The organism is Vibrio sp. JZG10, from assembly GCF_054064075.1.
The window spans coordinates 1-24365 of sequence record NZ_JBSUGE010000025.1; the positions used below are offsets into that span (position 1 = coordinate 1).

The following is a 24365-nucleotide window of genomic DNA, read 5'->3' on the forward strand; positions in this document are numbered from 1 at the left end:
TGGCCCACGTTATGCTTATACCGAGCTTGCCTACCCTGACGACAGTGGTGTCATTTTTGAAGAATACGTACCACTAGACATGGTAAGTGAAGATGTATGGGATTCGCTTTATGAGCGCTATAAAAACAAACTGAAAGAACATGTAGAGTTCGCCCAATAACTCTTGTGTCTTACCTCTCATCAAACTAAGAAAATAACCGTCAATAATAGGAACCAAGAGAAAATGACCGCGACAATTTCAGTCAGTAAAAGTGCGATATTTGAGCTAATCATGGCTGGTTTAGAGGCTTATGCGATAAAGCACGAGGGCAGCAAATCAGTCTCCATAGAGACAGCGGCCCACCTTTGGGGATATGCGAATAAAGCCCACCCATTTAAATGTACGATAAATCATGTTTCTGTTGAAACATCAGCTAAAAGAAAACGCTCTTCAGTTGAATGGAACCCACTCTCTCTTTCAATAAAAAAAGATATCGCTAAAGTTTTCGGCGAGGATTATCAATACATTGGAACGGCTCATTCTCATCCTTACTTACGCGAAGAGGTCATTGACGCAGCAACGATTAGAAGCAATAAACTGTACGAGCTATCTTCTTCGGATCACTGGTGTGAGCTTGCGCGTCCTGAAATACAGGTTGCAGGAAGATCATACAGTGTGGCAATGATATTAACGGTTCACTCTATGCTAAAAGCCAACAATCGAATGGATGGGATTTATGGTGAAGCACCGCTTATTGAATTTTCACTAGGAAATATCAAATGCTGGTTATATGGTCGAGTATTTGAGCACAAACTTAAGTCATCTTTAACGGACGAAGAACAACGCAGCTTTGAGCGCTATCAGCTGGATATTAACGATTTCTCAGACGATGAAACTCTCGCAGTGCCTGTAGAAACCATCTTAGAAAGCGACATCGCTCTTGATGTATTATGTGAAAGTTTTGGTCGGCTGAAATTTGAAGGGAATAACTCAACATATCACTCGGCTGACGATGCTGAGGGCAGATGGTAAAGAAACGAAGCAGAAGTCTCGTGAAATAACTACCTCTAGCCACCTATCAAAACTTATTCGCCCCGACTTCTGTTCTTCAAAATACTTGAAATCAGGTATTGGGAAGGTGATTGCTCCTTCCTAATACTTAAGCACTGCGCATAATGGGGCTATATCATTAATTTCAGGCCTCTCACTTGAAGAGATCGAGTTCGGTGCGATTCCTACCATTATGTTTAGCTTGATAAAGAGCATCATCGGCACGTTTAAGAGTCGCGCTAATCGGCTCATCTTCTGCTGACCAATGAGACACTCCGATAGAAATCGTAACATGCCCTACGGCATCAAACTTGTTTAATGCAATAGATTTACGAATTCTCTCGGCAACGAGTTTAGCCTGATGTATGTCCGTTTTGACTAAGAAAACGATAAACTCTTCGCCACCAGAGCGGCAAACAATATCAACTTCTCGCGCCTGAGCCTTGATCATACTTGCCACACTGACTAATAAATCATCGCCGACATCATGACCAAAGCTATCATTCACTTTTTTAAAGTAATCAAGATCCAAAGCTAGCACAGAAAATGGAGTTTTTTGTGCTCGCAAGGTATCAATCGCCTTACCTAGACCTCTGCGGTTCAGTAGCCCAGTCATGGGATCAGTTAAAGTATCTAGGTGCAGCTGATCAATAGTGCTGGATACAATATTGAACGTGCTGAGAAATGAACGTTTCAAGTATGACGCTTCAAAATACCAAGGCTTCACTTCATTTAAGTCTTGCTTGGTAGAGTTATGGCTTTCAAAACTTTTGACTACACTGGCTAATTGCCATAAAGGTTTCGATATAAAAATCGAAGAAACCCAAATAATCAAAAATATAAGAACACTAATTGGGAGTGACTCTATAAACATATGCCACATTTGATCGTCAAGCATAGACAAAACGAGCTCTTCTGGCTTCTCAGCAATAATCCCCCAGCCAGCATGTTTTACGGGCGCGTATCCAGAGAGCATGTCAACGCTTTGGGAGTTAACGATAGCTTTTCCCCCTTCCTCACCACGACTTACCGCTCTTATTGCTTCGTTATTAGTAATAACTTCTCCAATTCGTTGCGGATCAGGGTGATAAATCAACGTCTGATGCTTATCGACAACATACAAATATGATCCATCTTTGTAACTATGCTGTCCAAGAATTGTCCTTAATATATTTTTTTGATCGAGGTAGATGGTTCCCGCAACATAGCCTAAGTAATCGCCGTTTTCAGAAAAGATAGGATACGACATGCTTGTCAAATAGTTACCAGCAGGGGATACAAATGGATTCGTGATAAGTGGAGTTTTCGCATTTAGAGACTGTAACGCGCTTTCTTCAGTTAATTGAACACCTTTCACTTCAATAGTTTCTGGTGAAACCGATATGATGACCCCGTCCGCATTCACAATTACGACAGAGTTGAAAGAGTCGGTTTGAGTTCGCAATCGATTTACCTCTTGCTGCAATACAAGCGGCTCAAGCATTCTACGGCTGATTATCGATGCGCTGTACTCTAGTTGGGATAAAGCAGAATCAATAAAAGTATCCGTCATCTCTGCCATTTTAACGGCATATACACGGTTGGACTCTATGGTATTGTTAACTACCAGCTCATGCTGAACTCTATATATGGAGTGAAAAGTATTAAGAAGAGTGACTAGTACACTGAACACACTTAGGCACAGAATTAACTTTCTCAGATTTAACTTATCCCTCATCTGTTTCATTTCCTCCATATACTCCATAAGTTAAATCATCCATTTTTTCATTAGATATAAAAGACATTGCCACTCACAGCTCTATACTAACTCAAAGACTTAATCAGACCTTTGAATACTCTGCATGAAACATCACTCCTTACTTAGAGTTATCTTGAGCTAAACCCCATAGAGAATAACTCCAAGACGTGACTAGCCAACATACGTTAAAACGCCAGAATAGCCTTAACAGTCTGTGATTAATGCTCGATGTAACATTTTAAACACTTTAGTGATGTGTCACTAGATTGATATGCAATGTAATGATAATTTACTTATATAAGTATGACCTTACTCATGGGCAGTACACGGATAATACTGTGGTCAGTATGAAAAGAAATATAAAATCCTCCACTAAGTTCGTTTTTACTTACTTTGTGTTTGCGTCGCTATGGGTTTGGTTCTCAGATAAAGCAGTAGAACTCCTATCGAGCAATCCACAAGTCTATACCTTGGTTCAATCACTGAAGGGAATGTTATTTATAGTGGTCACATCTTTATTGCTGTGGGGACTGGTAAAAAAGAACAATCGAGAACTTGAACAAGCGAATGACATTGACTCTGTAACAGGTTTACACAGCCCTTTGGTATTTTTTCGCTACTTAGAACAAAAAATCCAAAGTGCCAAAGAAGATGAACACTACGTTCTTTTTCTTCTTGATATTGATAACTTTAAACCCATAGCCGATCGCCTCGGTTTTATGAAAAGTAGTCAGTTTCTAAAGGATATAGCACAATCTATTGACTCTCATACGGTCTTTCCTCTTCTCTCATCACGAATACACTCTGATGGGTTTGCTTGTTTGGTACGAATGCATGATGAAAACCAAATAGCTCTGCACTTAGCTCGCGTTCAAAAGCAGTTTAATCAACATGCAAAAAATCATGAAATTGATGTGACATGCTCTATTGGTGTGGCCTTCTACCCGTATGATGGAGAGAGTGTCAAGCAACTCATGTCATCGGCAAAATATGCTCTAGCTCAGGCAAAAAAAACAAAAAATACTATCCGATACCACGACAAAAAACTCGCTGAAGAAGATTTCCAAAAACAACGCATGATTATAGAGTTGCGTCATGCGATTCAAGAAGAGCAAATACAGATAGTCTTTCAACCAAAATATCGCCTAAAAGACAAGAGAATGACGGGAGTTGAAGTGCTATCTCGCTGGACCCACTCTCAATACGGAGATATACCTCCATCAGTATTTGTCACGCTGGCAGAAGAAAATAATCTTAGTAGCGCTTTAACGAAGCTAGTAATCAAGCAAGCATCAAAGCAACTTAAAGAAGCTCAGCTCCTAGGCCGTGTCATCCAAAGCGTATCTGTAAATATTTCAGCGACTGAGCTAAATAGCACTGAGGGTATTCATCAAATTGAGTATCAGCTAAATCAAGACACTGAACTTTCAAAGTACCTATGCCTTGAAATCACAGAGACAGCCACACTTAAGAATATAGAAAAATGTGCAAGCCTAGTAAAAAAAATGAAAAGGTCTGGTGTAGCGTTCTCTATCGATGACTTTGGGGTCGGTTATACCTCATTTGGAATTTTCAATAGACTCGACGTCGATGAAATCAAGATAGATCGTAGTTTCATCAAAGATATTGCGGTTGATTATCGTTCAAGAGCGATCACTTCAGGCATTATCGACATTGCAAAAGGGTTCGGAATTCAAGTCGTTGCGGAAGGAGTAGAAACCGATCACCAGTTACGAATTCTTGAAGAGTTAGGCTGTGAACAAGCCCAAGGTTTCTATCTAAGCCACCCAATACCTGTTGAAGAATTAAAAGAGAAATTAAATATAACTTCGCAAGACAATAAAGTTGATTTCATTGCAGTGTCTAGCAGGCCCAAAAACTGAAGGAGCGTTGTTTTTAAATACACAGCAATCCCATTTATAGGAAGTAAATGTTTTTATCGTAGGCAGAGGCTAGGAAAATGAAGCTCTGAAAGCATATATATGTTTAAAGTTGAGGCAAGCCTCACTCCCAAAAGGAACGATGGTCAGGATGTAGATAAAAAATGTGTAGATTGGTGCTTATATACATACCGACATCAAGTTGAGAATGCCTCCGCAAGGATTAAGCACTCTCTGTCAATATCAACCAAATATGGCAAGTTAGAAAGAAAATACGCCAGCATGGTATCACTGGCGTTTACTATGATGTTGCTACCGATGTATTGCTGAGAACAATATGTACAGCAAAGCTCAACACGCCCTAGAAACCCACCGTCATGTGTAAGCTGTAAAACAGGCCACGTCCTATCAACTCAGACGCTAAGATCAACACCAGCGCGACGGTTAAGTTAACTGGGTTGACACTCGACTTATTGATCATCGGTAACACCCAAATGAGTAGACCAGCCAGCAGAAGAGCCACTTGCACACTCAAATAACCGCCAAGTCCATCCACCAGTTCAGAAGCTTTAATAATTGAACTTTGTACTTCACTCACAAGGTTCATTTTGCCCACCGTCACGACCAAGCTAATCGCAACCGCAACAACAGCCAACATCACGATATTACGATCCACAGTAAAGCGGCTATCCTTGGCTGATACGATCACCAGCTGCGATAGCAACAAACCACCGACCACCATTGTCATCACAAAGCTTAGCGGCGTGTAAATATTGAACCAGGTTGGAACAGTATTGATCATGTACACATTCACCATGGAATACATAAAGATACAACCCAGAACCATCGCGCCAATCATTAAGATTTTTTGAACTGCTGCACCGCCTTTATTCAGTACTGATAGCAGCCACTGTAGCCCACCAACAACGAAGAACGCAGCGCCAAAGAACACTTCATTTGACAGCCACGCTGAACCTAGCTGGTTAAATGAGTTAAATGCGCGGAGCGGAGAACCTAAATGGGTGATCGAGAACAGAAAGCCCAATCCCATGATCGCCCACAGAGCAAACATCGGCACTTTGTAACTGTTGATTTTTGCTTCATCAAAACCCATGGCCAACGCACGCGCGCTAACGAGTAAGTAACCACCGACGGCCGTTTGCGCCAGCACCGTAAAGAAGATTAAAGAATACTCATGGAAAATCATCTTAAACCTCCTTAGGGTTTGCTAAGTAGCCAGTTGTATCGCCCGTTGGCTTAGCATTCTTGTTCAACTTAATCACAATATTGGGCAAAGTCAGGTGTGAAGAAGGTAGTGGCGCAACATCAGCGGTTGTACCGTATTTCTCACGTAATACCTGGATTTCCCCAAATTCCAACGCACGCAGCGGACAAGATTCAACACACATTGGTTGCTTACCATCAGCCACGCGCTCGTAGCACCCATCGCACTTAGTCATATGGCCTTTCTCTTTGCTAAACTGAGGCGCACCATACGGACACGCGTTGCTACAGTGCTGACAGCCAATACAAACCTCTTCGTTTACCACCACCAAACCATCTTCTTGGCGTTTGTGCATCGCGCCTGACGGACACACTTTCACGCAAGCTGGATTTGAGCAGTGATTACACGCGATGGACAAATAGTAAGAGAACACATCATTTTGAATCCACGTATCTCCATCTTGGACAAAGCCGCCGCCAGCGTATTCATACACACGACGATAATTACGCTTCACGTCCAAGTCCCGATAGTCTTTACAAGCAAGCTGGCAAGTTTTACAACCTGTGCATTTACTTGAATCTATGTAAAAGCCGTATTGTTTCATCTTTACCTACCTTATGCTTTGTTCGCCAATTTGATATCAACCAGATTGGAGTGTTGCGGATTACCCTTAGCGAGTGGACTTGGTCGCTGAGTCGTTAACACGTTAATCGAGCCAGCATGATCGACTTTTTGTCCATCGGGTGCATACCAAGCGCCTTCACCTAGCGCGACTACGTGAGGCAAGATACGTGGTGTCACTTTGGCGGGAATCCACACTTCGCCGCGATCATTAAAAATACTCACCATGTCGCCATTTTTGATGCCACGGGCCTCGGCATCGATCGGATTAATCCATACTTCCTGACGTGCCGCCGCTTTAAGCAATGCCACATTGCCATAAGTAGAGTGGCAGCGAGCTTTAAAGTGGAATCCCGTCAGCTGCAGTGGGTACTTGGCTGTTAATGGGTCATTGTGTCCCTCAAACGAATCCACATAGATAGGTAGTGGATGAATCACTTCATCTTCTTTTAGCGTCCACTCTTTGGCAATGTTCGCTAGTGTTTCAGAGTAAATTTCAATCTTGCCACTTGGGGTTGAAAGCGGATTGGCTTCAGGATCATTACGAAAATCTTGATAAGCGATGTAATCACGCTGATATTGACGCTTATAAATGCCCAACTCTTTCATCTCTTCAAAGGTTGGTAGAGATGGGTCTTGCTTGCGGGTTTCCGCATACAAATGCTCAACCCACTCTTGCTGTGTCCGCCCTTCAGTAAACTCTTTCTCTACTCCCATCCGTTTGGCGATTTCAGAGCACATTTCGTAGATACTTTTTGCTTCGAACTGAGGCTCAATCGCTTTCTGGGCGTAGATGAAATAAGGCGCATTCGATGCTTTGCCGTCCATTGCCCAGTCATCTTGTTCAGAAGTGGTTAAATCCGGCAGGATAATATCGGCGTACTTAGCAGAAGAAGTCATGTGATTGTCGATCACGACAATCATTTCACACGCTTTGTCGTCTTGTAAGATTTCATGAGTTTTGTTGATCTCGGCATGCTGGTTAACCAAGCAGTTACCCGCGTAGTTCCAAATCATCTTGATCGGATTCGCTAAGCGCTCTGCACCTCTCACACCATCGGTTTTATCTGTCATTTCATGGTGGCGATAAATTGCATCCGTCCACAAGAACATCGAGATAGAGGTTTTTACTGGATTAGGAACCGTTGGGAAACGCACAAACGGAATATTGATATCACTCTCACGAGCACCAGTTGAACCACCAGATACACCTACCGAGCCAGTCAGTAGAGACAGCATAGCAATAGCGCGCGATGCCAATTCACCGTTCGCCGTGCGTTGCAAACCCCAGCCTTGGTGAATGGCACATGGTTTGTTTGCGCCCATTTCTCGGCCCAGCTTAATAATGGTGTCGACAGGAATCCCTGTGATCTTTGAAGCCCATTGCGGCGTTTTTTCTACCCCATCGTCACCCAAGCCTAAGATGTATGACTTGTAGTCGCTGTTTTTTGGTGCGGACGCTGGCAGGGTTTTCTCATCGTAGCCGATGCAATATTTATCGAGGAAAGCCTGATCGACATAGTTCTCCGTGATAAGCACATGCGCTAAGCCTGCTACTAATGCCGCATCAGTAGAAGGACGAATTGGGATCCATTGGTCTTCACGCCCGCCTGCGGTATCGGTGTAACGAGGGTCAATAATAATGGTTCTAACGTTGGACTTATTTTTACTCTCGACATAGTGATGGATCAAACCACCACCAGACATCCGAGTCTCAGCAGGGTTATTACCAAACTGGATATTAAGCTTTGCGTTGGCCAAATCAGAAAACGAGTTGTTCATCGCCCAGCCGCCGTAGGTATGACTGAGGCCTTCCGCAATTTGCGCTGTGGAGTAATCGCCGTAGTGATTTAAATAGCCACCGCATAAATTCATTAAACGAGCAATCAATGTGGATGCTGGTGGCCATGACTTAGTCACTGTCCCGCCAAGCGTGCCCGTACCGTAGTTCAAATAAATTGCGTCGTTGCCGTAGTCTTTGATTAGCCGTTGCATCGTCTTGGCAACTTCATCGTAAGCTTCTTCCCAACTGATGCGCTTAAACTTACCTTCACCACGCTTACCTACCCGTTTCATTGGGTACTTCAATCGGTCTGGGTTATATACCCGGCGGCGCATAGAACGGCCACGTAAGCATGCTCTTACTTGAGGACTGTCACCAAATACGTCTCCACCGGTATTATCGGTTTCAACATATTTGATCTCACCATTTTGTACATGCATGCGAAGCGGGCAGCGTGAACCACAGTTTACTGTGCATGCACTCCAAACAACTTTCTCGTCACTTGTTACTGATTCTACCGCGCGTGCAGGGCTAGACTTAAATGGTAAGCTAATACCACTGGCTAACGCCGCTGCACTACCTATCGCAGAACTCGCTTTAATGAATCCGCGACGAGTCAGATTCATCAAGTCAGATTGCTGTTTATTCTTCGTCATAATTGGATGCCTTAACATTGCTTGCGCATACCACTTTAGGGTTAAATTCGTGCTATTAAAATGATGAGAGCACCCACTATTGATATAAATCAAAGTGAATATTAATTTAATTTTAAATTGTCAATTTTGTGATTAAACTTGGCGTGAATATGAAAGAATAGAAACACACACTGTTAATCTAATTTATTGAAATGAAAATGATTATCCATACGCTAAAGATATTAGGCACACTGTTCTATCACAAACGAAGCAAGTCAGAATCGGTTGAGTTGGTACGTTCTTTAGTAACAGAAAATGTTCTTCAAACAGAAACATTGAATTCGCTCACTTCTTTAACGGAAGAACAACTCGAACATGATTTCAGCGTGGTATTCGAAGGAATGGGTACTATGCCAGTCCCACCTTGGGGATCGGTATATTTAGACAAAGAACAGGTATTGTTCGGTGAATCAAACACGCAATATCGATTATTTTTACAGCAGAATGGTATCGAATTAGATTCAGGCCAACGCGAGCCAGAAGATCAATTTGGTTTAATGCTGTTAGCATGCGTATACTTTCTTGAACAAGACCAAACACAAACAGCATGTGAGCTACTCGGAGAGCATTTAATGCCTTGGGGCTCAAGCTATCTTGAGCAGCTCAGATACAAAGCGCCAAATCTGTTTTATCAGCGGTTGGCAGAAGACGTCTCGAAATGGCTAAACGCATTGATTCAACAACAACAGATTGAAGTAGTGAAAAGGAAGATCTATTTGAATGAGTGAATCTATCGATACTAATCGACGAGGCTTTCTGAGTCGCTTCAGCCAACCAGTAAAACGGGCTCAGCAAGCAGAAATAACACCGCGCCCCGTAGCACGCCCACCTCACGCGGTGGATGAGGCGTTGTTTGTGCGTCTTTGCGACGGATGTGGTGAATGCCTCAAAGTTTGCCCAAACAGTGTCATAGAGCTCGATGCTCAACTGGCGCAACTCAATCTCGATTACAACCAATGCAGTTTATGTAGCGAGTGTGTCAAAGCCTGCCCTAGCGATGCGCTGCATGCTTCTGTACCACTAGACATCAACTTGCGTCCAGACTTTACGCAAAGCTGCGACAATTATCTTCAGACGGAATGCCAGCAATGTGCCTCTGCCTGCCCACAGCATGCCATCTCCGTTCAAGATGATGAACTACCACACATAAACAACGAACTCTGCAATGGTTGCGGGCAATGTCGTATTAGTTGTTATTCAAACGCGATTTTAATGAAGCTGTATAACAAACACTATAGATGAAGTGCATCAAGTGACTTCCTTAACTCTACGTCCTCTACCGAAAGGGCTTTGATGTGATGGACGCACTTCACTTCTAGTACTGTTGTACCGAACTAATGGTACAACCAATAAAACAGAACTAAGGAGCGCTTGTCCCAAACAGCATGCTGTGGAGGATTGCTGAACTGCCGACGACGAGCATCATTAATTGAGCGCGTTACTCAATACTGGTGTGATGCTAGACAACTTGTTCTATCGAGGAGAAACAGCTCCCACTGAAACGGTTTTCAGTGCTTGATGTTTACTTTTGCTTTTTGTTTTTTTCTGCTTCAATTTTGCTAGTAGCTTAACTGCTTCAGCCCTAGTCAAGTGAGGTTCATTTTTAAGCAGCTTCTCTAGTTTTCTCTCTATACGACTGACCACAACTCAAATCACCTACGGTATCTTAGTTCATCAGTCAAACTACTAAAACTTTCGAGTAGATACCATACTCTTTGCAAATCGCTTTGTCCCATTGTGAGTTACGACACCAGCAGATTCGCAGTACGACCTAGTTGTCCTAACCTGTGGGTTTGTAAGGTCAAGCATGAGTTGCGACACTTTAGTTCAGTCTAAATCTTCTTTGCTCGCGCTTTTCTCGTAGTACATATTCTCATCGGCTTTAGTTATCGCTGACTCTAGGGAAAAGTCTGCTCCTTCAATAATATACTTACCTATTGACGTACCTACCTGCACCTTACCTTTGCCGATATTTATTGGACCAGCGAGTGCACTCTCAATTCTCGACATCACCTCTTCCGTGTAGTATTCGGCTTCTCTATTGCTACTCCCAACGCTCCCTAAAAATACGACAAACTCATCTCCGCCATACCTTGATACTAGGTCGGAAGCCCTCACACTACTTTTCATACGTTCACTTACTTCACGTAATATGTGATCGCCTACTGTATGGCCATGATCATCATTAATTTTTTTGAAATCGTTCAAGTCAATAAATAGCAAAGCAGAAAAAGTGTTTTCACTTATCCTCTTTTTTAGGTCTCGTTGTACGCTTTCGATGAGTCCACGCCTGTTGAGAAGTTTAGTTAATTCATCCATTCGAGCTTGCTGGTATGCCTTCTTTTCGAGTTCCTTTTGCTTTGTAATATCAGTCGAAATACCTAAGATAGCTACAACCTCATTAGAGGATTCGGAGCTATAAATTGGTGATTTCATCTCAAGATAAATCCGTTGCTTACCATTTGCATCATTAATGAAAACCTCTTCCCTAGTCGTTTCTCCCTTGATGACCTTAGCATCAATATGCTTTATGAACTCAACAGTATCCTCTGGTAAAAAATCCGAATCTCTTATTTGACCCAGTTTTTTATTATCAATTCTCATTAACTGCAGGCTTAGGTTATTTGCATAGATATATCTGGATTGCGTATCTTTGATGAACACATATGTCTCGAGATGATCAAGAGATTCAATAAGATCATTAAGATTAACTCCCAACCTTCCTAATTGAAGATACATTATGGCCTCCAGCATGCAGCAAAATATTTTATGTTTATGATAATTTTTTGTTATGTTTATTGGTATCACATTTGAGAATGTTGATTTTAGCAATACTAAAGAGATATTAAACATACCACTCAATAGTAGTATCAACGCACCGTCAATGTGAGGGACTTTTTGGAGTAGTTATTTGATCTATATGACAGTCAACGTTTTGATGAAGGTTAACCCTAAGCTCGTTTAGTTGGAGAGATGATAGTGGATGTTGCCGATGGACAGGGGAAAGGAGCATACGAAAAATCTCAGCGAGTTATGCATTCTCTCTATCGTCTTCCAAAAGACTTCCCCATTCATGAAGCCCACATAGTCAAAGAGCCACGATTAAATTTCGCTCAGATAAAGAGTAACACCCCCTAACTAGTAAGAATAATCTCTAAGAATTTTACAAATGCTTAGGCAAACTTCATCGACTCTAGAGGAATGACATTGCTTGTATCTAACGCTTGCAACTTCTCTCCCCATGCTTGCAGTACCACTAACTGCTCTTCAAGGTAGTCGTGATGGTTATATACCCGCAACATACCTGGTAGCTGGTGACCAACCGTCTTTTCAATCGCCACGATATCCAGCCCCATTTCGCTACAACGGCTGATAAAGGTGCGGCGCAGATCGTGTGGCGAAAAACGCTCAAAATCTTCCGGTAAATTACGTTTGATTAACGCACGTACTGCTGCGGGTTCTTGAAGTTTGTCATCCATAAGCTGAGGCCAAACAAGTTTCCATTTGCTTGGTACATTCTCACGCTGCTCTTTAAGAAGTTCCAGTAGGTAATCACTTAATGGTACTTTTCGGCTCTCCTGACTCTTGGTGTGACGTTCTTTTGAACTGGCTGGCAACAACCATACCTTCTCTTGCAAATCTACCTCACTCCAACGCATTTCAAGCACAGCACTAATACGTTGCCCACTCCCGAGCAAAAACTGCATTAGACGCACGTTTGAGGGCTCTGTACGCCAAGAAGGCAAGCTTGTTAGCAATGTTTTCAATTCTGAAAAGCTCAAATTGCGTTTTGTGACCTTAGAACCACCACCGACATCCTTGGATTTCAAATGTGGTGCAGGATGAGCACCAATCATATTCAAAGCTAGTGCATGGTTGAGCACCTGATTGATTATTCTATGGCATGCACTAATCGCACCCGCCTTTCTTTTTCCACTCTCATCAACCTTTGCGTCAAATACTTTATTAAGATCATGAATTCTCAACTCTTCTAGTTTGATGTGACCTAGAAACGGTTTGATATCGCGGGTGTAGATTGCCCTCGCCTGTTCTCCCCGCAGCTGCTTGGACAAACGCTTTTCATCAAAACTGACAAAAGCATCATCAAAAGTTTTTGCTTCCTCTTGTTCGCGCTGTTCACGTGCCAGTTCCTGCTTCGGATTTTTATTGTTTTCCAGCCAGCTACGGTAACGCCCCGCTTCTGTTCGAGCCTGTTCAAGCGTCATCCCCGTTTCCGGTTTTAACTTAACATACCGCCCCATGGTTATTTTTTCGTGCTTGTTACCAGCCTGAAAGCGAAAGATCCAAGTCATCGTGCCCGTTGGTCGAACGCGAATATTCAATCCTTCTATTTTCTTATCTGGAATTAAATATTCCTTGTTTTGTGGCTTCAATGCTTTCAGTGTGGCGTTCGTACTAATTTTATCGACTGGCTTGATCATGACTGAAAAACCTCTGTATTTCTGGGTACGGCTCTGGGTACGGCGTGGGGTACGGGAAAAGACGAGTTTTCATTGTACGGCTAAAGACACCCCTGGACAACGAGCAATTAAAAACCAAATAAAAACAATAAATTAAAATTCAAATCTGGATTTTGGAAGACATTACAAGATTCAGAGTTCGATTTACCCACCATATGGAAGCGGGCGTGCTATTGGAGCGTAAAGCGTAACCCACCGCGTCAAATACAAAAAAAGCGAGCTCAATGGCTCGCTTTTTTTAATTTGATTCGTTTGCTTATTCCGCAGAAGTCTTCTTGCTGACAAACCCTAGCTTCTTACCAATCCATGCGAGTAAGATCATTGAAACCATGATCGCAAAGAAGTTTGAGCCTGCTTCTGGGTATTGCGCTTTAATAAACGCAGAGTGACCAAACGCACCTACGAAGAAACACGCCAAGCCAACTAATGGGATATCTTCTGATACCGGATTATTTAGGTACTCTTGGTAAAGAGCTTGTACAGCCAGTACGAGTGCAATCAATGGGAAGATTGAAAAAGACACTTCACTCATGGTCAACCATGACAACAAAGCATCACCACACATACCTGCAACCAGTGCCAAAATCAGCGTTTTCTTTTCAGATTTATTTCCATTCGACATTATTCTATCCCGCCTTTTAATCGGTTACGTTCACGTTCTTTGCGATACCAATAGGCCCCTTTGGCTATCATTCGCAATTGCATGATCAATCGCTCGGCGAGTTCATCGCGCTCACGTCGATCTAAATCTAAAGCTTCAGCCCCCGAACTGAAAACCAAAGTCACAGACGCTTCTGCTTGAGTATACGCCTCTTCTCTGGTCACGCCGGTGCTCATTAAATACTCGGTTAATTCTGCCGCAAAATGCTGGATTTCTCGAGCAACAGCGGTACGAAATTCAGCAGAAGTGCCGGAGCGCTCACGCAACAATAAACGAAAAACGTTCGGACTACTTTCAATGAATTCCATAAAGGTTTCGACCGAGGTACGAATTACGCTACCTTCTTTCACAATACGTTGACGCGCCTGACGCATCAGTTGACGTAGTAGCAAACCGCCTTCATCAACCATGGTTAAGCCTAGCTCATCCATATCTTTGAAGTGACGGTAAAAAGAAGTCGGTGCAATCCCTGCCTCTCGGGCGACTTCTCGCAAGCTAAGGCTGGAAAAGCTGCGATCCGCACTTAATTGACTAAATGCCGCATCGATCAATGATCGACGTGTCTTCTCTTTTTGCTGTGCGCGGATTCCCATCGATTTCATTCTTAACTTGCTCTTTTTCTGTAGGGTACAAGAGCCTCAATATAACGCAATTTGCTCCTACGGAGAAAGATATGTTGCTTCGCTCGCTCTGAGCGCCGAGAACGTTACTATTGGCATGCATCTAATTGCAATGTTCTCGATGCAATTTATAGACATACAACATACCAAATCATCCTTTTGGTCGATTCTGCGTGATCACTTCCACTCTCTAACAGGCATTACGTGTACCAATAGAGTAAATGAGTTAAAATCGCGCTAAAGCAATGTTAAGCAAATATAACAAGGAAGGCATCATGGCGCATGTTAATCACTATGACGTGATCGTAATCGGTAGTGGCCCTGGCGGAGAAGGGGCTGCAATGGGATTAACCAAAGCGGGACTGAATGTTGCCATTGTCGAGAAAGAAAGCAGTGTCGGCGGCGGTTGTACTCACTGGGGTACTATTCCATCAAAAGCGCTGCGTCATGCCGTTAGCCGCATCATCGAATTTAATAGCAACCCGTTATTTTGTCGAAACAACACCAGCGTTCATGCAACATTTTCTGACATTTTAGGTCATGCTAAATCGGTCATTGATAAGCAAACTCGACTTCGTCAGGGCTTTTATGACCGTAACTCATGCACACTTTTGTTCGGAACCGCGCGATTTATCGATAACTACTCAATTGCAGTAATGCAAAGCGACGGCACAGAAGAAATCTATTCAGCGGATAAGTTTGTCATCGCGACTGGTTCTCGTCCGTATCAGCCTAACGACGTTGATTTCTTGCATGAGCGCATCTACGACAGTGATTCCATTTTGAGCCTGAAACACGACCCTCGTCATATCATCATTTACGGTGCAGGCGTTATCGGTTGTGAATACGCTTCTATCTTCCGCGGACTTGGAGTGAAAACCGACCTTATCAATACCCGAGACCGCTTGTTGGAGTTTTTGGATAACGAAGTGTCAGATGCGCTGTCTTACCACTTCTGGAACAGCGGTGTGGTAATTCGTAATGATGAGACCTATGAAAAAATCGAAGGCACAGAAGATGGCGTGATTATTCACCTACAATCTGGCAAGAAGATGAAGGCGGATTGCTTGTTGTATGCGAATGGTCGAACAGGTAACACCGATAAGTTGAATTTGGGTGCAGTGGGTCTGGAAGCGGATTCTCGCGGACAACTAAAAGTAAACCGTAACTACCAAACCGATATTGAGCACATTTACGCTGTAGGCGATGTCATCGGTTACCCTAGCCTTGCAAGCGCCGCTTATGACCAAGGGCGATTTGTCGCACAAGCCATTACGAAAGGTCAGGCAGAAAACTATCTGATTGATGATATTCCAACAGGTATCTACACCATCCCAGAGATTAGCTCTGTGGGTAAAACCGAGCAAGAGCTAACAGCTGCGAAAGTACCGTATGAAGTAGGACGCTCTTCGTTCAAGCATCTAGCTCGTGCACAGATCGCAGGGAAAGACATCGGCAGCTTGAAGATATTGTTCCATCGTGAAACCAAAGAAATTTTAGGGATTCACTGCTTTGGCGAACGTGCCGCGGAAATTATCCACATCGGTCAAGCCATTATGGAGCAAAAAGGCTCAGCGAATACCATCGAGTATTTCGTCAATACCACCTTCAACTATCCGACGATGGCCGAAGCGTATCGTGTCGCTGCATTGAATGGTTTGAACCGTTTGTTCTAATCTATGCTTCTTGATAGCAGACAGAAAAACAGCAGGCTTGGACCTGCTGTTTTTATATCAACATTGTGCGAGGAAGGTATCCTTGTGCCATTGGTAGAGAAAGATAACCCCTAAACCAATACCCCGCATCAACATAAAGCTCGTCATTGCAAACCACAGCGCGTGATTTTCCCACTCGGCGAATAAGTAAAAGACAACGAAGAAACTGCTGGTCGCGACAAACATACTATTGCGCATGTCTTTGCCTTTGGTTGCACCGACAAAAATGCCATCCAATAGAAAGCACCACATCGACGCAAGTGGCATCACCACCAGCCAAGGTAGATACACAGCTGCTTGCTGTTGTACCGCCTCAATTGAAGTGATCATGGCGATCAACTGCGCTCCCGCCAAACCAAAGAGCGCGGTCAGTCCTAAGCAAATAACCAAACTCCAAAAGAAAGTGCCGACAAGCGATGCACTCAATTGTTGCCTATCTTTGGCACCAATCGCCTTCCCGACCATGGCCTCCATTGCATAAGCAAAGCCGTCCATGCCATACGAGATAATCATCAGGAAGCTCATCAGAACCGCATTTGCAGCGACAACCTCATCACCAAAGCTCGCGCCTTGGAACGTCATAAAGCTAAAAGCCGCTTGCAGACACAAAGAGCGTAAGAAAATATCGCGATTCAATTTCACGAATCGCCCTAAACCGTGTTGAGTGCTGGCTAGCAACTTTTGAGGTGATGGTAATTGCCTCTCTCGCCAGGTTTTCCAGACACACATGAGACCAAAACCCATGCCTGAGTAGTCAGCAATCACCGATGCCAGCGCAGCGCCTTCTACTTTCCATCCCAAACCAATCACAAACAACAAATCGAGGGCAATATTAGTCACGTTGGTGATGATCACCATCCACATTGGGGCTTTGGAATTTTGCGTTCCGAGCAACCACCCCAACAACACAAAGTTCATTAGCGCAGCGGGGGCACTCCACACACGGATAGAGAAATATTGCATGCCGTAGTGCTTCACTTCAGCACTGGCGTCACTCCAACCAAAGATCAAATCAGCAATCGGGTTATGGGCAATAAGGAAGACTAACGCAAACAGCAGCGCCATGAGTGAGCCTTGCATAAACACCAAGGCAAGTTGTTTTCGGTCTTCACCGCCATAGGACTGCGCTGCCAACCCAGTAGTCGACATACGCAAAAAACCAAGCAGCCAAAATGTCACGCTGATCATGGTACTGCCCAACGCAACACCGCCCAAATACCAAGCATGGTCTAGATGACCAATCACCGCAGCATCGACCAAACCGAGCAATGGAACAGTAATATTCGACAGCACCATAGGTATCGCTAAAGCTAATACCTGGCGATGAACTTTTGGATTAGATAAAGGAGAGAAGATTGAATTTGTCACAGGCACCTCATCAGTAAGATCGACGAGTGTACCTGAGCGCTTAACGACTAGCCAATTACCACTTGATATGAACGAGTACTGGCGTGAGGCGATGCTTCAACATTGGAATCTTATTAAGCCAACGCTGCCAAGCTTTCCAACGAGAACAGAATCTATCGAATGGCGAGAAAGCTTTCACCCACTGTGCCCATGGTAACCATTGCAATATCTGTTCTGCAGGCGCTTCAAAGCCATGAGCATAACGATCAGAACCAAGCTTTTGTCCCCACTTGGTTTCCGTTAAATCTCCTGCCAGCACCATACACAGTTCAGCAGAGACAAAATGTCGACCCAAGGTTTGAATAAATTTCGCGACTTGACGCTCTGTGCAATCGAGCAGTGCCATTTCACATAAAATGAGTACCGGTGCTTGCTCTGGAATGGCTAACGTCTCTAGCCACGACATTTCATCCACACTGCCACAGCGATGTTCATAGCGTTCATTTTTGTGGAACAAGCGCTGACGCCATACCAAATTTTCCGTCACATCCAGCTCTATCCAATGGCAGCGTCCATTATCCAAACGATAAAAGCGGGTATCCAGCCCAGCTCCGACATTGATAATCCAAGCATCGGGATACTGCTGTAAGAAGTGACTAACCTGCTGGTCACAAAGCTGGGTCAGCGTCACGTGCAGCAATTGCTTCTGCGCAATATCACCACTCAAACAATCCGGCGCCATTTTACAGCTCAAACACGCTTTAGCAGCTATCGGATCGTACACCAAGCCATTGTCGACCATGCTTTCACGGCTACGCAATAACAGTGGCTTTAATAAATGGTTAGGAACTTGATGTTTAGACTGAGACATGGGCATTTCCTGCGCCAGAGAGAAAACATAGACATCAATAAAGATGATAATGAATATCAATTACATTATCAAGCTTATAAATTGCTCAAAACAAACAAGGTCAAGATGATAAGCAAGCTTTTGGAGGAAGTAGAACAAAGAGAAGAGAAAAGACAAAACAGCCCAGAAGAACTGGGCTGCTAAAACACACTTACATCCAATCGGTATTGCGAATAATACCAACGGCTAAGCCTTCAATCGTAAGGTGCTGAGACGTTAAGTCCACTTGAATTGGGGCAAAGTCTTCATTCTCAGCATGCAGTAATATGGTTGAACCTTTGCGCTCTAAACGCTTTACCGTCACATCATCATCAACGCGCGCAACGACAACTTGACCGTCTCTCACGTCTTGGGTTTTATGCACAGCGAGCAAATCGCCATCCATAATCCCGATGTCTTTCATACTTTCGCCATTTACACGAAGTAAGAAATCCGCTTGCGGTTTGAACATCGCAGGATCGACTTGGTAATGCGCTTCTACGTGTTCCTGAGCCAATATGGGCTCACCCGCAGCAACTTGACCAATCAAAGGCAAGCCCTGTTCGTCATTAGCGGCAGAGTCATCAAGTAGGATACGAATCCCACGCGATGCACCTGGGATAATTTCAATTGCTTGCTTACGAGCAAGCGCTTTTAGGTGTTCCTCTGCGGCATTCGCAGAGCGGAAGCCAAGCTCACGCGCAATCTCTGCACGAGTTGGTGGCATTCCGGTGTCATCGATTTTACTTTTGATCAAATCGAAGACTTGTTGTTGGCGTGGCGTTAACGGCTTCATGTCTCACCTGTCTTTTTATACAGTTAACTGTGAGTATATCCAGTAAATGCTCAAATGAAAACCCAATTGGTTGTTTTTTAATTTATTTGTGGAGTGCACTTCGTTTGCTGCCCAAGTTCATTATTCATGCCTTTAAAACATCGCCTTTTCAGTTAATCAAAGTAAAGCAACAACTTAGGAGTTCGACTAATTTACAGCCAATAAAATTAAAAGGTTTGACCAGTTTCTGGTATCCTTGCTGCGCTTAAATTTTATCGCCTAGGCTTATTTCTTTTGCCGTACTCATTTCTTTTTCTATAGAAGACATGCAAAGCGGACACTGAAATAAGGTTAGGCCTGTTTGAATACCTATTGAGGCTGTGAACTTTATGTCTTCTGGACAATCATTTTCACGTTCATTACTAAAACTACCTTTATCGGTACTGGTAAAGGGCACCACAATCCCGTCGAACCCGATTGAAGATCTGAATATCGACCTCGCTAAGCCGATTGTATATGCCCTACCGTTCCGCTCGAACGTGGATTTGCTGACACTGCAAAAACAAGCCATGAGCCTTGGTCTGCCTGACCCGCTCAGTCCGCTGGAAATCAATGGCAAAACGCTGAACCGTTTCGTCTTTATCGCTGCGCGTCCAACTGTGATGAACAACGATAATGATGTCCCAACCGACTCTGTCTCTCTGTTCTCTGACTTACTGGAACTGCATAAGCTGGATAGTGAGTTGGACGTTCAAATGATCCCTGCAACCGTGCTTTGGGGTCGTAAACCAGGTAAAGAAGAAAACCAAAAGCCTTACCTTCAGCCAATGAATGGCCCGCAAAAGGCGAAAGCGGTAATAGCAGCAGGACGCGACTGCTTGGTTCGCTTTAGTCCCGTGGTATCTCTGCGTTATATGGCAAACTCTCACGGTACCGACAGCGCAATTGCGCACAAATTGGCTCGCGTGGCGCGTATCCACTTCTCACGCCAGAAACTGGCTGCTTCAGGCCCAAACCTGCCACAACGCCAAGTGTTGTTTGCTCGTTTATTGAAATCTCCAGCTATTGAACTGGCGATCGCTGACGAAGCCAAGAGCAAAAATATCTCGATTGATAAGGCACGTAAAGAAGCACATGACATCATGGATGAAATCGCCGCCGACTTCTCATATGGTCTAGTGAAAAACGGCGACCGCATACTGAGTTGGCTATGGACAAAGCTATACCAAGGGTTGCACATCAATAACGCCTCGACTGTGCGTCGTTTAGCGCAAGACGGCCACGAAATTGTGTACGTTCCGTGTCACCGTAGTCACATGGACTACCTACTGTTGTCTTACGTTCTATACCATGAAGGCATGGTGCCTCCGCACATTGCGGCAGGCATTAACCTGAACTTCTTCCCGGCCGGTCCTCTTTTCCGTCGCGGTGGGGCGTTCTTTATTCGTCGTAGCTTTAAAGGTAACAAACTGTACTCAACCATTTTCCGCGAGTATCTAGCTGAGCTGTTTGCCAAAGGCTATTCAGTCGAGTACTTCAGTGAGGGTGGTCGTTCACGTACAGGTCGCTTACTGCAAGCGAAAACGGGTATGCTGGCTATGACCATCCAAGCAATGCTACGTGGTCTAAACCGCCCAGTAACACTAGTGCCGGTCTACATCGGTTACGAGCACGTAATGGAAGTGGGCACTTACGCGAAAGAGCTGCGTGGCAAACGCAAAGAGAAAGAAAACGCAGGGCTTGTACTGCGTACTCTGCGTAAACTGCGTAACTTTGGTTTGGGCTATGTGAACTTCGGTGAGCCAATTCAGCTCAACCAATACTTGAACGAGCATGCTCCTGAGTGGACGAAAGACATCGACAGCATGGGTGGTAACAAACCACAATGGATGAACCCTGTGGTCAACGACCTTGCTAATAAGATGATGACGCACATCAACGATGCGGCGGCAGCAAACGCGTTGACCTTATGTGCAACCGCACTGCTTGCTTCTCGTCAACGTGCACTTTCTCGTGACTCGCTGATCAACCAGATTGAGTGTTACTTAAAGCTACTCAAAAACAACCCGTACTCAAGCACCTCCACTATCCCTACCGAAAGTGCTGAGGAGTTGGTCGATCATGCAATTTCGCTTGATAAGTTCGTGATTGAAACCGATAGCATGGGTGACATCATTTCGCTGGATCGTAGCCAGTCGATCCTGATGACCTACTACCGCAACAACATCATCCACTTGTTTGCTCTGCCATCATTAATTGCTCAGATGATCATTCGTCAGCGCAACCTCTCGGTAGAAAAGATTCAAGCGAATGTCGCGCAAATCTACCCATTCTTGAAGAAAGAGTTGTTCTTAAGCTATCAAGAAGACGAGTTGGATGAATTGGTCGTTAAAACACTGCATGAGTTTGCCGATCAGAAAATGATTAGCCTCGATGGTGATAAGCTGGAGATCAATCAGTCGAACAACCAGCCTTTGGTTCTGCTAGGTCGTACAATCACGGAAACACTGCAGCGCTACTCTATCGCGATGAACTTGCTTGTTGCTTACCCAGAGCTCGGTAAATCGGACCTAGAACAGAAGAGCCAAGATATTGCTCAACGTTTAGGACGCTTACACGGTATTAATGCGCCAGAATTCTTCGATAAAGGTGTGTTTACCGCTATGTTCAATACGCTCAAACAGCAAAAATACCTCGATAACGATGGTAACTGTGACACGAAGAAAACGCAGCAATTTGCACGATTACTATTCACTCTGCTTTATCCAGAAGTGAAACTGACGATCGAAGAGAGTATTCATCAACTTCAGTCGTAACCGTTTTACCTTCTTCCAAAATAAGAAAAAAGGCATCCAATCGGATGCCTTTTTGCTATTTCTTCGCTTACCAAAATGCGACCAATAACCCTATCGCTATCACCATGCCAACATAGTTGTTGTTGAGGAAAGCCTTAAAGCACAACTCCCGCTCACGGTGACGAATTAAGTGCTGCTGATAAACAAACAACGACGCTGCAATCAAAAGGGTCCAGTAGTAACTTTGCCCCAATTGGTAGAACTGCCCTAACCAAACCAACATCGCGAGCGTAATCAGTTGCAAGACCCCAATGATGAGTTTGTCATGACGACCAAACAAAATTGCCGTCGATTTAATGCCAATCTTTAAATCATCATCGCGATCGACCATCGCATACTGAGTATCATAAGCAATGGTCCATAAAGCGTTAATCAGAAACACAAACCAAACTATCAGTGGTAGCTCCCCGGTTTGTGCAGCCCACGCCATTGGAATTGCCCAGCTAAACGCCAAGCCTAAAAAGAGTTGTGGAATATGAGTGTAACGCTTCATAAATGGATAGATGAACGCCAACACAATGCCAGCGAAGGATAGCTGAATCGTCAACGGGTTCATGGTCAGCACTAACAAGAATGAGCTGATACCCAAAACTAAAAATAATCCAATCGCTTCTTTTGCTGTCACTTTCCCTGATGGCAGTGGGCGTTGTTTGGTACGTTTTACATGGCCGTCGACTTTGCGGTCAGCAAAATCATTAATCACGCACCCCGCGCTACGCATTAGAAATACACCCAATACAAACACGATAAATACATCCCAGCTCGGCATCCCTTGGGCTGAGATAATTAGCGCCCAAATCGTTGGCCACATCAGTAACAGTGAACCAATCGGGCGATCCATGCGCATCAGTTGCCAATATGCTTTGGCTTTTTCTGCGGACATTTACACTGTCTCCTTAGCGTAAACTGGTGAATTAGATAAGAATAACTCGGCGACCAGCATCGGTTTGTGATTCATCCACAACCTTGAGCGTCGCGCTAACAAACGTCCTTCTGGTACGGCTACCCATCCCATTTGCAAAGAGTCTCGCTCAACGTTGTCTGCGCTGAACACTGTTAGTCCTAATGGGATATCCCCTTGTTGAGCCAAATCATACTGCTGATCAACTAAGGTTGAGCGAGGAATTAATGTCCGTCCGATAACCCAGTTATCATTGTCACCACACAAAATTACCTCTCGCAGTAAGCAATCTTGTTCGGACAATAACTGGCTTTCGTCCTGTTTTAACGTCGCCGCAGTGACGATCTGATTTTGTAGCAATTCTACCGTTAATGCTTGGCAGTGTTGCTTTAAACGACGTGACAAAGACCCTTGCTCTTCAAGCCAGTGCTTGGCAAATTCATTTGGAAATTCGAATTCTTCGGGGTTTTGCCACTCTACTTCCAATAAAGAAGCAAGATAGAGTGATGTTGGCTGATTCATACTAGTATTCAATTGGAGGCTTTATGCGTACAATAAAGCAACAACTTACCGTCCATAGTAATGTATGTAACCGTAAGTTCCGTTATTTGTTATAGACGGCCCATTGTATCAAGACTGAAGCGATTCGAATATCGCGATCCAGAGAAAGAAAAGTTAGAAATATGTACAAACGTTATATAGCCCAAATTATTTTTGCGTTAACCATACTGTTCGCCGCACCAAGTTGGGCTGAAACGGAAGAAGCTGGACCTAAGTTGGCATACTTTACCCTTGAGCCTGATCTCACTACTAACTTTTACACCAAAGGCAAAAAGTTAGGTTATGTGCAAGTGCGCATCGACATCATGGTAATGAGCCAACAAGATTTATCGATTGTTGAGCATCACCAACCTTTGATTCGCGATGCAGTGATTGAATTACTGGGTAAGCAAACAGAAGATACTATTAAGTCCCTTTCTGGCCGAGAAGATCTGCGCAAAACCTTAGTGACGACCCTCAACGAAACACTTTTGCCCGAAACAGGTAAAACCATCATTGCCGATTTGTTGTTTACAAAATACCTTTACCAATAAACCCAAATCGTTTTGAACATAAAAAAGACCGCTCTTGAGCGGTCTTTTCATTTCA

General features: G+C 44.0%; 21 protein-coding genes and 1 pseudogene. 9 read left to right on the plus strand and 13 right to left on the minus strand.

All coding sequences use genetic code 11. From position 1 onward, the window contains the following. The first annotated feature begins 223 nt into the window (after positions 1–223). Complete coding sequence (locus ACWYVB_RS20955; protein WP_104969926.1) at positions 224–1012, plus strand: hypothetical protein; 789 nt, start codon at positions 224–226, stop codon at positions 1010–1012. 172 nt (positions 1013–1184) lie between these two features. Here ACWYVB_RS20955 and ACWYVB_RS20960 read toward each other — a convergent pair whose 3' ends face one another. Continuing rightward, positions 1185–2747, minus strand: coding sequence for a sensor domain-containing diguanylate cyclase (locus ACWYVB_RS20960; RefSeq protein ID WP_258683957.1), 1563 nt, complete (start codon positions 2745–2747; stop codon positions 1185–1187). A 368-nt stretch (positions 2748–3115) separates the two neighbouring features. Between ACWYVB_RS20960 and ACWYVB_RS20965 the strand changes: the two genes are divergently transcribed. Next, positions 3116–4651, plus strand: a complete 1536-nt coding sequence (locus tag ACWYVB_RS20965; RefSeq protein ID WP_104970084.1) for a putative bifunctional diguanylate cyclase/phosphodiesterase — start codon at positions 3116–3118, stop codon at positions 4649–4651. A 129-nt stretch (positions 4652–4780) separates the two neighbouring features. Then, positions 4781–4978 (plus strand): annotated as a pseudogene (locus tag ACWYVB_RS20970) (IS5/IS1182 family transposase); the annotation flags it as partial. Positions 4979–5009: 31 nt separating this feature from the next. Here ACWYVB_RS20970 and ACWYVB_RS20975 read toward each other — a convergent pair. Genes ACWYVB_RS20975 through ACWYVB_RS20985 form a run of 3 tightly spaced genes read right to left on the minus strand, consistent with a single transcriptional unit; the run spans position 5010 to position 8933 of the window. Further along, positions 5010–5855: a dimethyl sulfoxide reductase anchor subunit family protein gene (locus ACWYVB_RS20975; RefSeq protein ID WP_086046846.1), complete on the minus strand. Its 846-nt coding sequence runs from the start codon at positions 5853–5855 to the stop codon at positions 5010–5012. Between the two features lies 1 nt (position 5856). Next, positions 5857–6477: a DMSO/selenate family reductase complex B subunit gene (locus ACWYVB_RS20980; RefSeq protein WP_005393756.1), complete on the minus strand. Its 621-nt coding sequence runs from the start codon at positions 6475–6477 to the stop codon at positions 5857–5859. Between the two features lie 11 nt (positions 6478–6488). Then, the gene (locus tag ACWYVB_RS20985) at positions 6489–8933 is read right to left on the minus strand and encodes a DmsA/YnfE/YnfF family dimethyl sulfoxide reductase (protein WP_005393758.1); all 2445 of its coding nucleotides are present in this window, start codon (positions 8931–8933) and stop codon (positions 6489–6491) included. Positions 8934–9130: 197 nt separating this feature from the next. Here ACWYVB_RS20985 and ACWYVB_RS20990 point away from each other — a divergent pair, with 197 nt between their 5' ends. Further along, positions 9131–9700 carry a TorD/DmsD family molecular chaperone gene (locus tag ACWYVB_RS20990; RefSeq protein ID WP_258683946.1) on the plus strand — a complete coding sequence of 190 codons (570 nt, stop codon included), beginning with the start codon at positions 9131–9133 and terminating at the stop codon, positions 9698–9700. Then, a complete protein-coding gene (gene napF, locus ACWYVB_RS20995; RefSeq protein ID WP_258683945.1) occupies positions 9693–10214 on the plus strand; it encodes a ferredoxin-type protein NapF in 522 nt (173 codons plus the stop codon). Before ACWYVB_RS20990 ends, napF begins: the two co-directional genes overlap by 8 nt. Before the next feature lie 585 nt (positions 10215–10799). Here the strand turns inward: napF and ACWYVB_RS21000 are convergent. The 4 genes from ACWYVB_RS21000 to fabR form a co-directional block, all read right to left on the minus strand. Beyond that, positions 10800–11711: a sensor domain-containing diguanylate cyclase gene (locus tag ACWYVB_RS21000; protein ID WP_192943661.1), complete on the minus strand. Its 912-nt coding sequence runs from the start codon at positions 11709–11711 to the stop codon at positions 10800–10802. Positions 11712–12145: 434 nt separating this feature from the next. Then, complete coding sequence (locus ACWYVB_RS21005) at positions 12146–13414, minus strand: tyrosine-type recombinase/integrase (protein ID WP_258683944.1); 1269 nt, start codon at positions 13412–13414, stop codon at positions 12146–12148. Between the two features lie 295 nt (positions 13415–13709). Continuing rightward, positions 13710–14075 carry a YijD family membrane protein gene (locus tag ACWYVB_RS21010; protein WP_005378634.1) on the minus strand — a complete coding sequence of 122 codons (366 nt, stop codon included), beginning with the start codon at positions 14073–14075 and terminating at the stop codon, positions 13710–13712. Then, positions 14075–14716 carry an HTH-type transcriptional repressor FabR gene (gene fabR / locus ACWYVB_RS21015; RefSeq protein ID WP_005378632.1) on the minus strand — a complete coding sequence of 214 codons (642 nt, stop codon included), beginning with the start codon at positions 14714–14716 and terminating at the stop codon, positions 14075–14077. The genes ACWYVB_RS21010 and fabR overlap by 1 nt, the downstream gene beginning before the upstream one ends. Before the next feature lie 263 nt (positions 14717–14979). Here fabR and sthA point away from each other — a divergent pair, with 263 nt between their 5' ends. After that, a complete protein-coding gene (gene sthA / locus ACWYVB_RS21020) occupies positions 14980–16410 on the plus strand; it encodes a Si-specific NAD(P)(+) transhydrogenase (protein ID WP_005389689.1) in 1431 nt (476 codons plus the stop codon). A gap of 57 nt (positions 16411–16467) precedes the next feature. Here sthA and dinF read toward each other — a convergent pair whose 3' ends face one another. Continuing rightward, positions 16468–17817, minus strand: a complete 1350-nt coding sequence (dinF, locus tag ACWYVB_RS21025; protein WP_457530027.1) for an MATE family efflux transporter DinF — start codon at positions 17815–17817, stop codon at positions 16468–16470. A gap of 55 nt (positions 17818–17872) precedes the next feature. Further along, complete coding sequence (locus ACWYVB_RS21030; protein WP_005393777.1) at positions 17873–18667, minus strand: class I SAM-dependent methyltransferase; 795 nt, start codon at positions 18665–18667, stop codon at positions 17873–17875. Between ACWYVB_RS21030 and ACWYVB_RS21035 the strand changes: the two genes are divergently transcribed. Beyond that, positions 18650–18850, plus strand: coding sequence for a hypothetical protein (locus ACWYVB_RS21035; RefSeq protein WP_109170349.1), 201 nt, complete (start codon positions 18650–18652; stop codon positions 18848–18850). The genes ACWYVB_RS21030 and ACWYVB_RS21035 overlap by 18 nt on opposite strands. A gap of 7 nt (positions 18851–18857) precedes the next feature. Here ACWYVB_RS21035 and lexA read toward each other — a convergent pair whose 3' ends face one another. After that, the gene (gene lexA / locus ACWYVB_RS21040) at positions 18858–19481 is read right to left on the minus strand and encodes a transcriptional repressor LexA (protein ID WP_457530030.1); all 624 of its coding nucleotides are present in this window, start codon (positions 19479–19481) and stop codon (positions 18858–18860) included. A gap of 368 nt (positions 19482–19849) precedes the next feature. On the opposite strand from lexA, the gene plsB reads away from it, so the two are divergent. Next, positions 19850–22276 (plus strand): glycerol-3-phosphate 1-O-acyltransferase PlsB, encoded by a 2427-nt coding sequence (plsB, locus tag ACWYVB_RS21045; protein ID WP_457530032.1) that lies wholly within the window; start codon positions 19850–19852, stop codon positions 22274–22276. Between the two features lie 67 nt (positions 22277–22343). Here plsB and ubiA read toward each other — a convergent pair whose 3' ends face one another. Both ubiA and ACWYVB_RS21055 read right to left on the minus strand, forming a co-directional pair. Next, complete coding sequence (ubiA, locus tag ACWYVB_RS21050; protein ID WP_005393780.1) at positions 22344–23198, minus strand: 4-hydroxybenzoate octaprenyltransferase; 855 nt, start codon at positions 23196–23198, stop codon at positions 22344–22346. Then, positions 23199–23738: a chorismate lyase gene (locus tag ACWYVB_RS21055; RefSeq protein WP_005393781.1), complete on the minus strand. Its 540-nt coding sequence runs from the start codon at positions 23736–23738 to the stop codon at positions 23199–23201. Between the two features lie 161 nt (positions 23739–23899). Here ACWYVB_RS21055 and ACWYVB_RS21060 point away from each other — a divergent pair, with 161 nt between their 5' ends. Continuing rightward, entirely contained in the window at positions 23900–24310 is a 411-nt protein-coding gene (locus tag ACWYVB_RS21060; protein ID WP_046874381.1) for a flagellar basal body-associated protein FliL, read from the plus strand. Positions 24311–24365 lie beyond the last annotated feature (55 nt).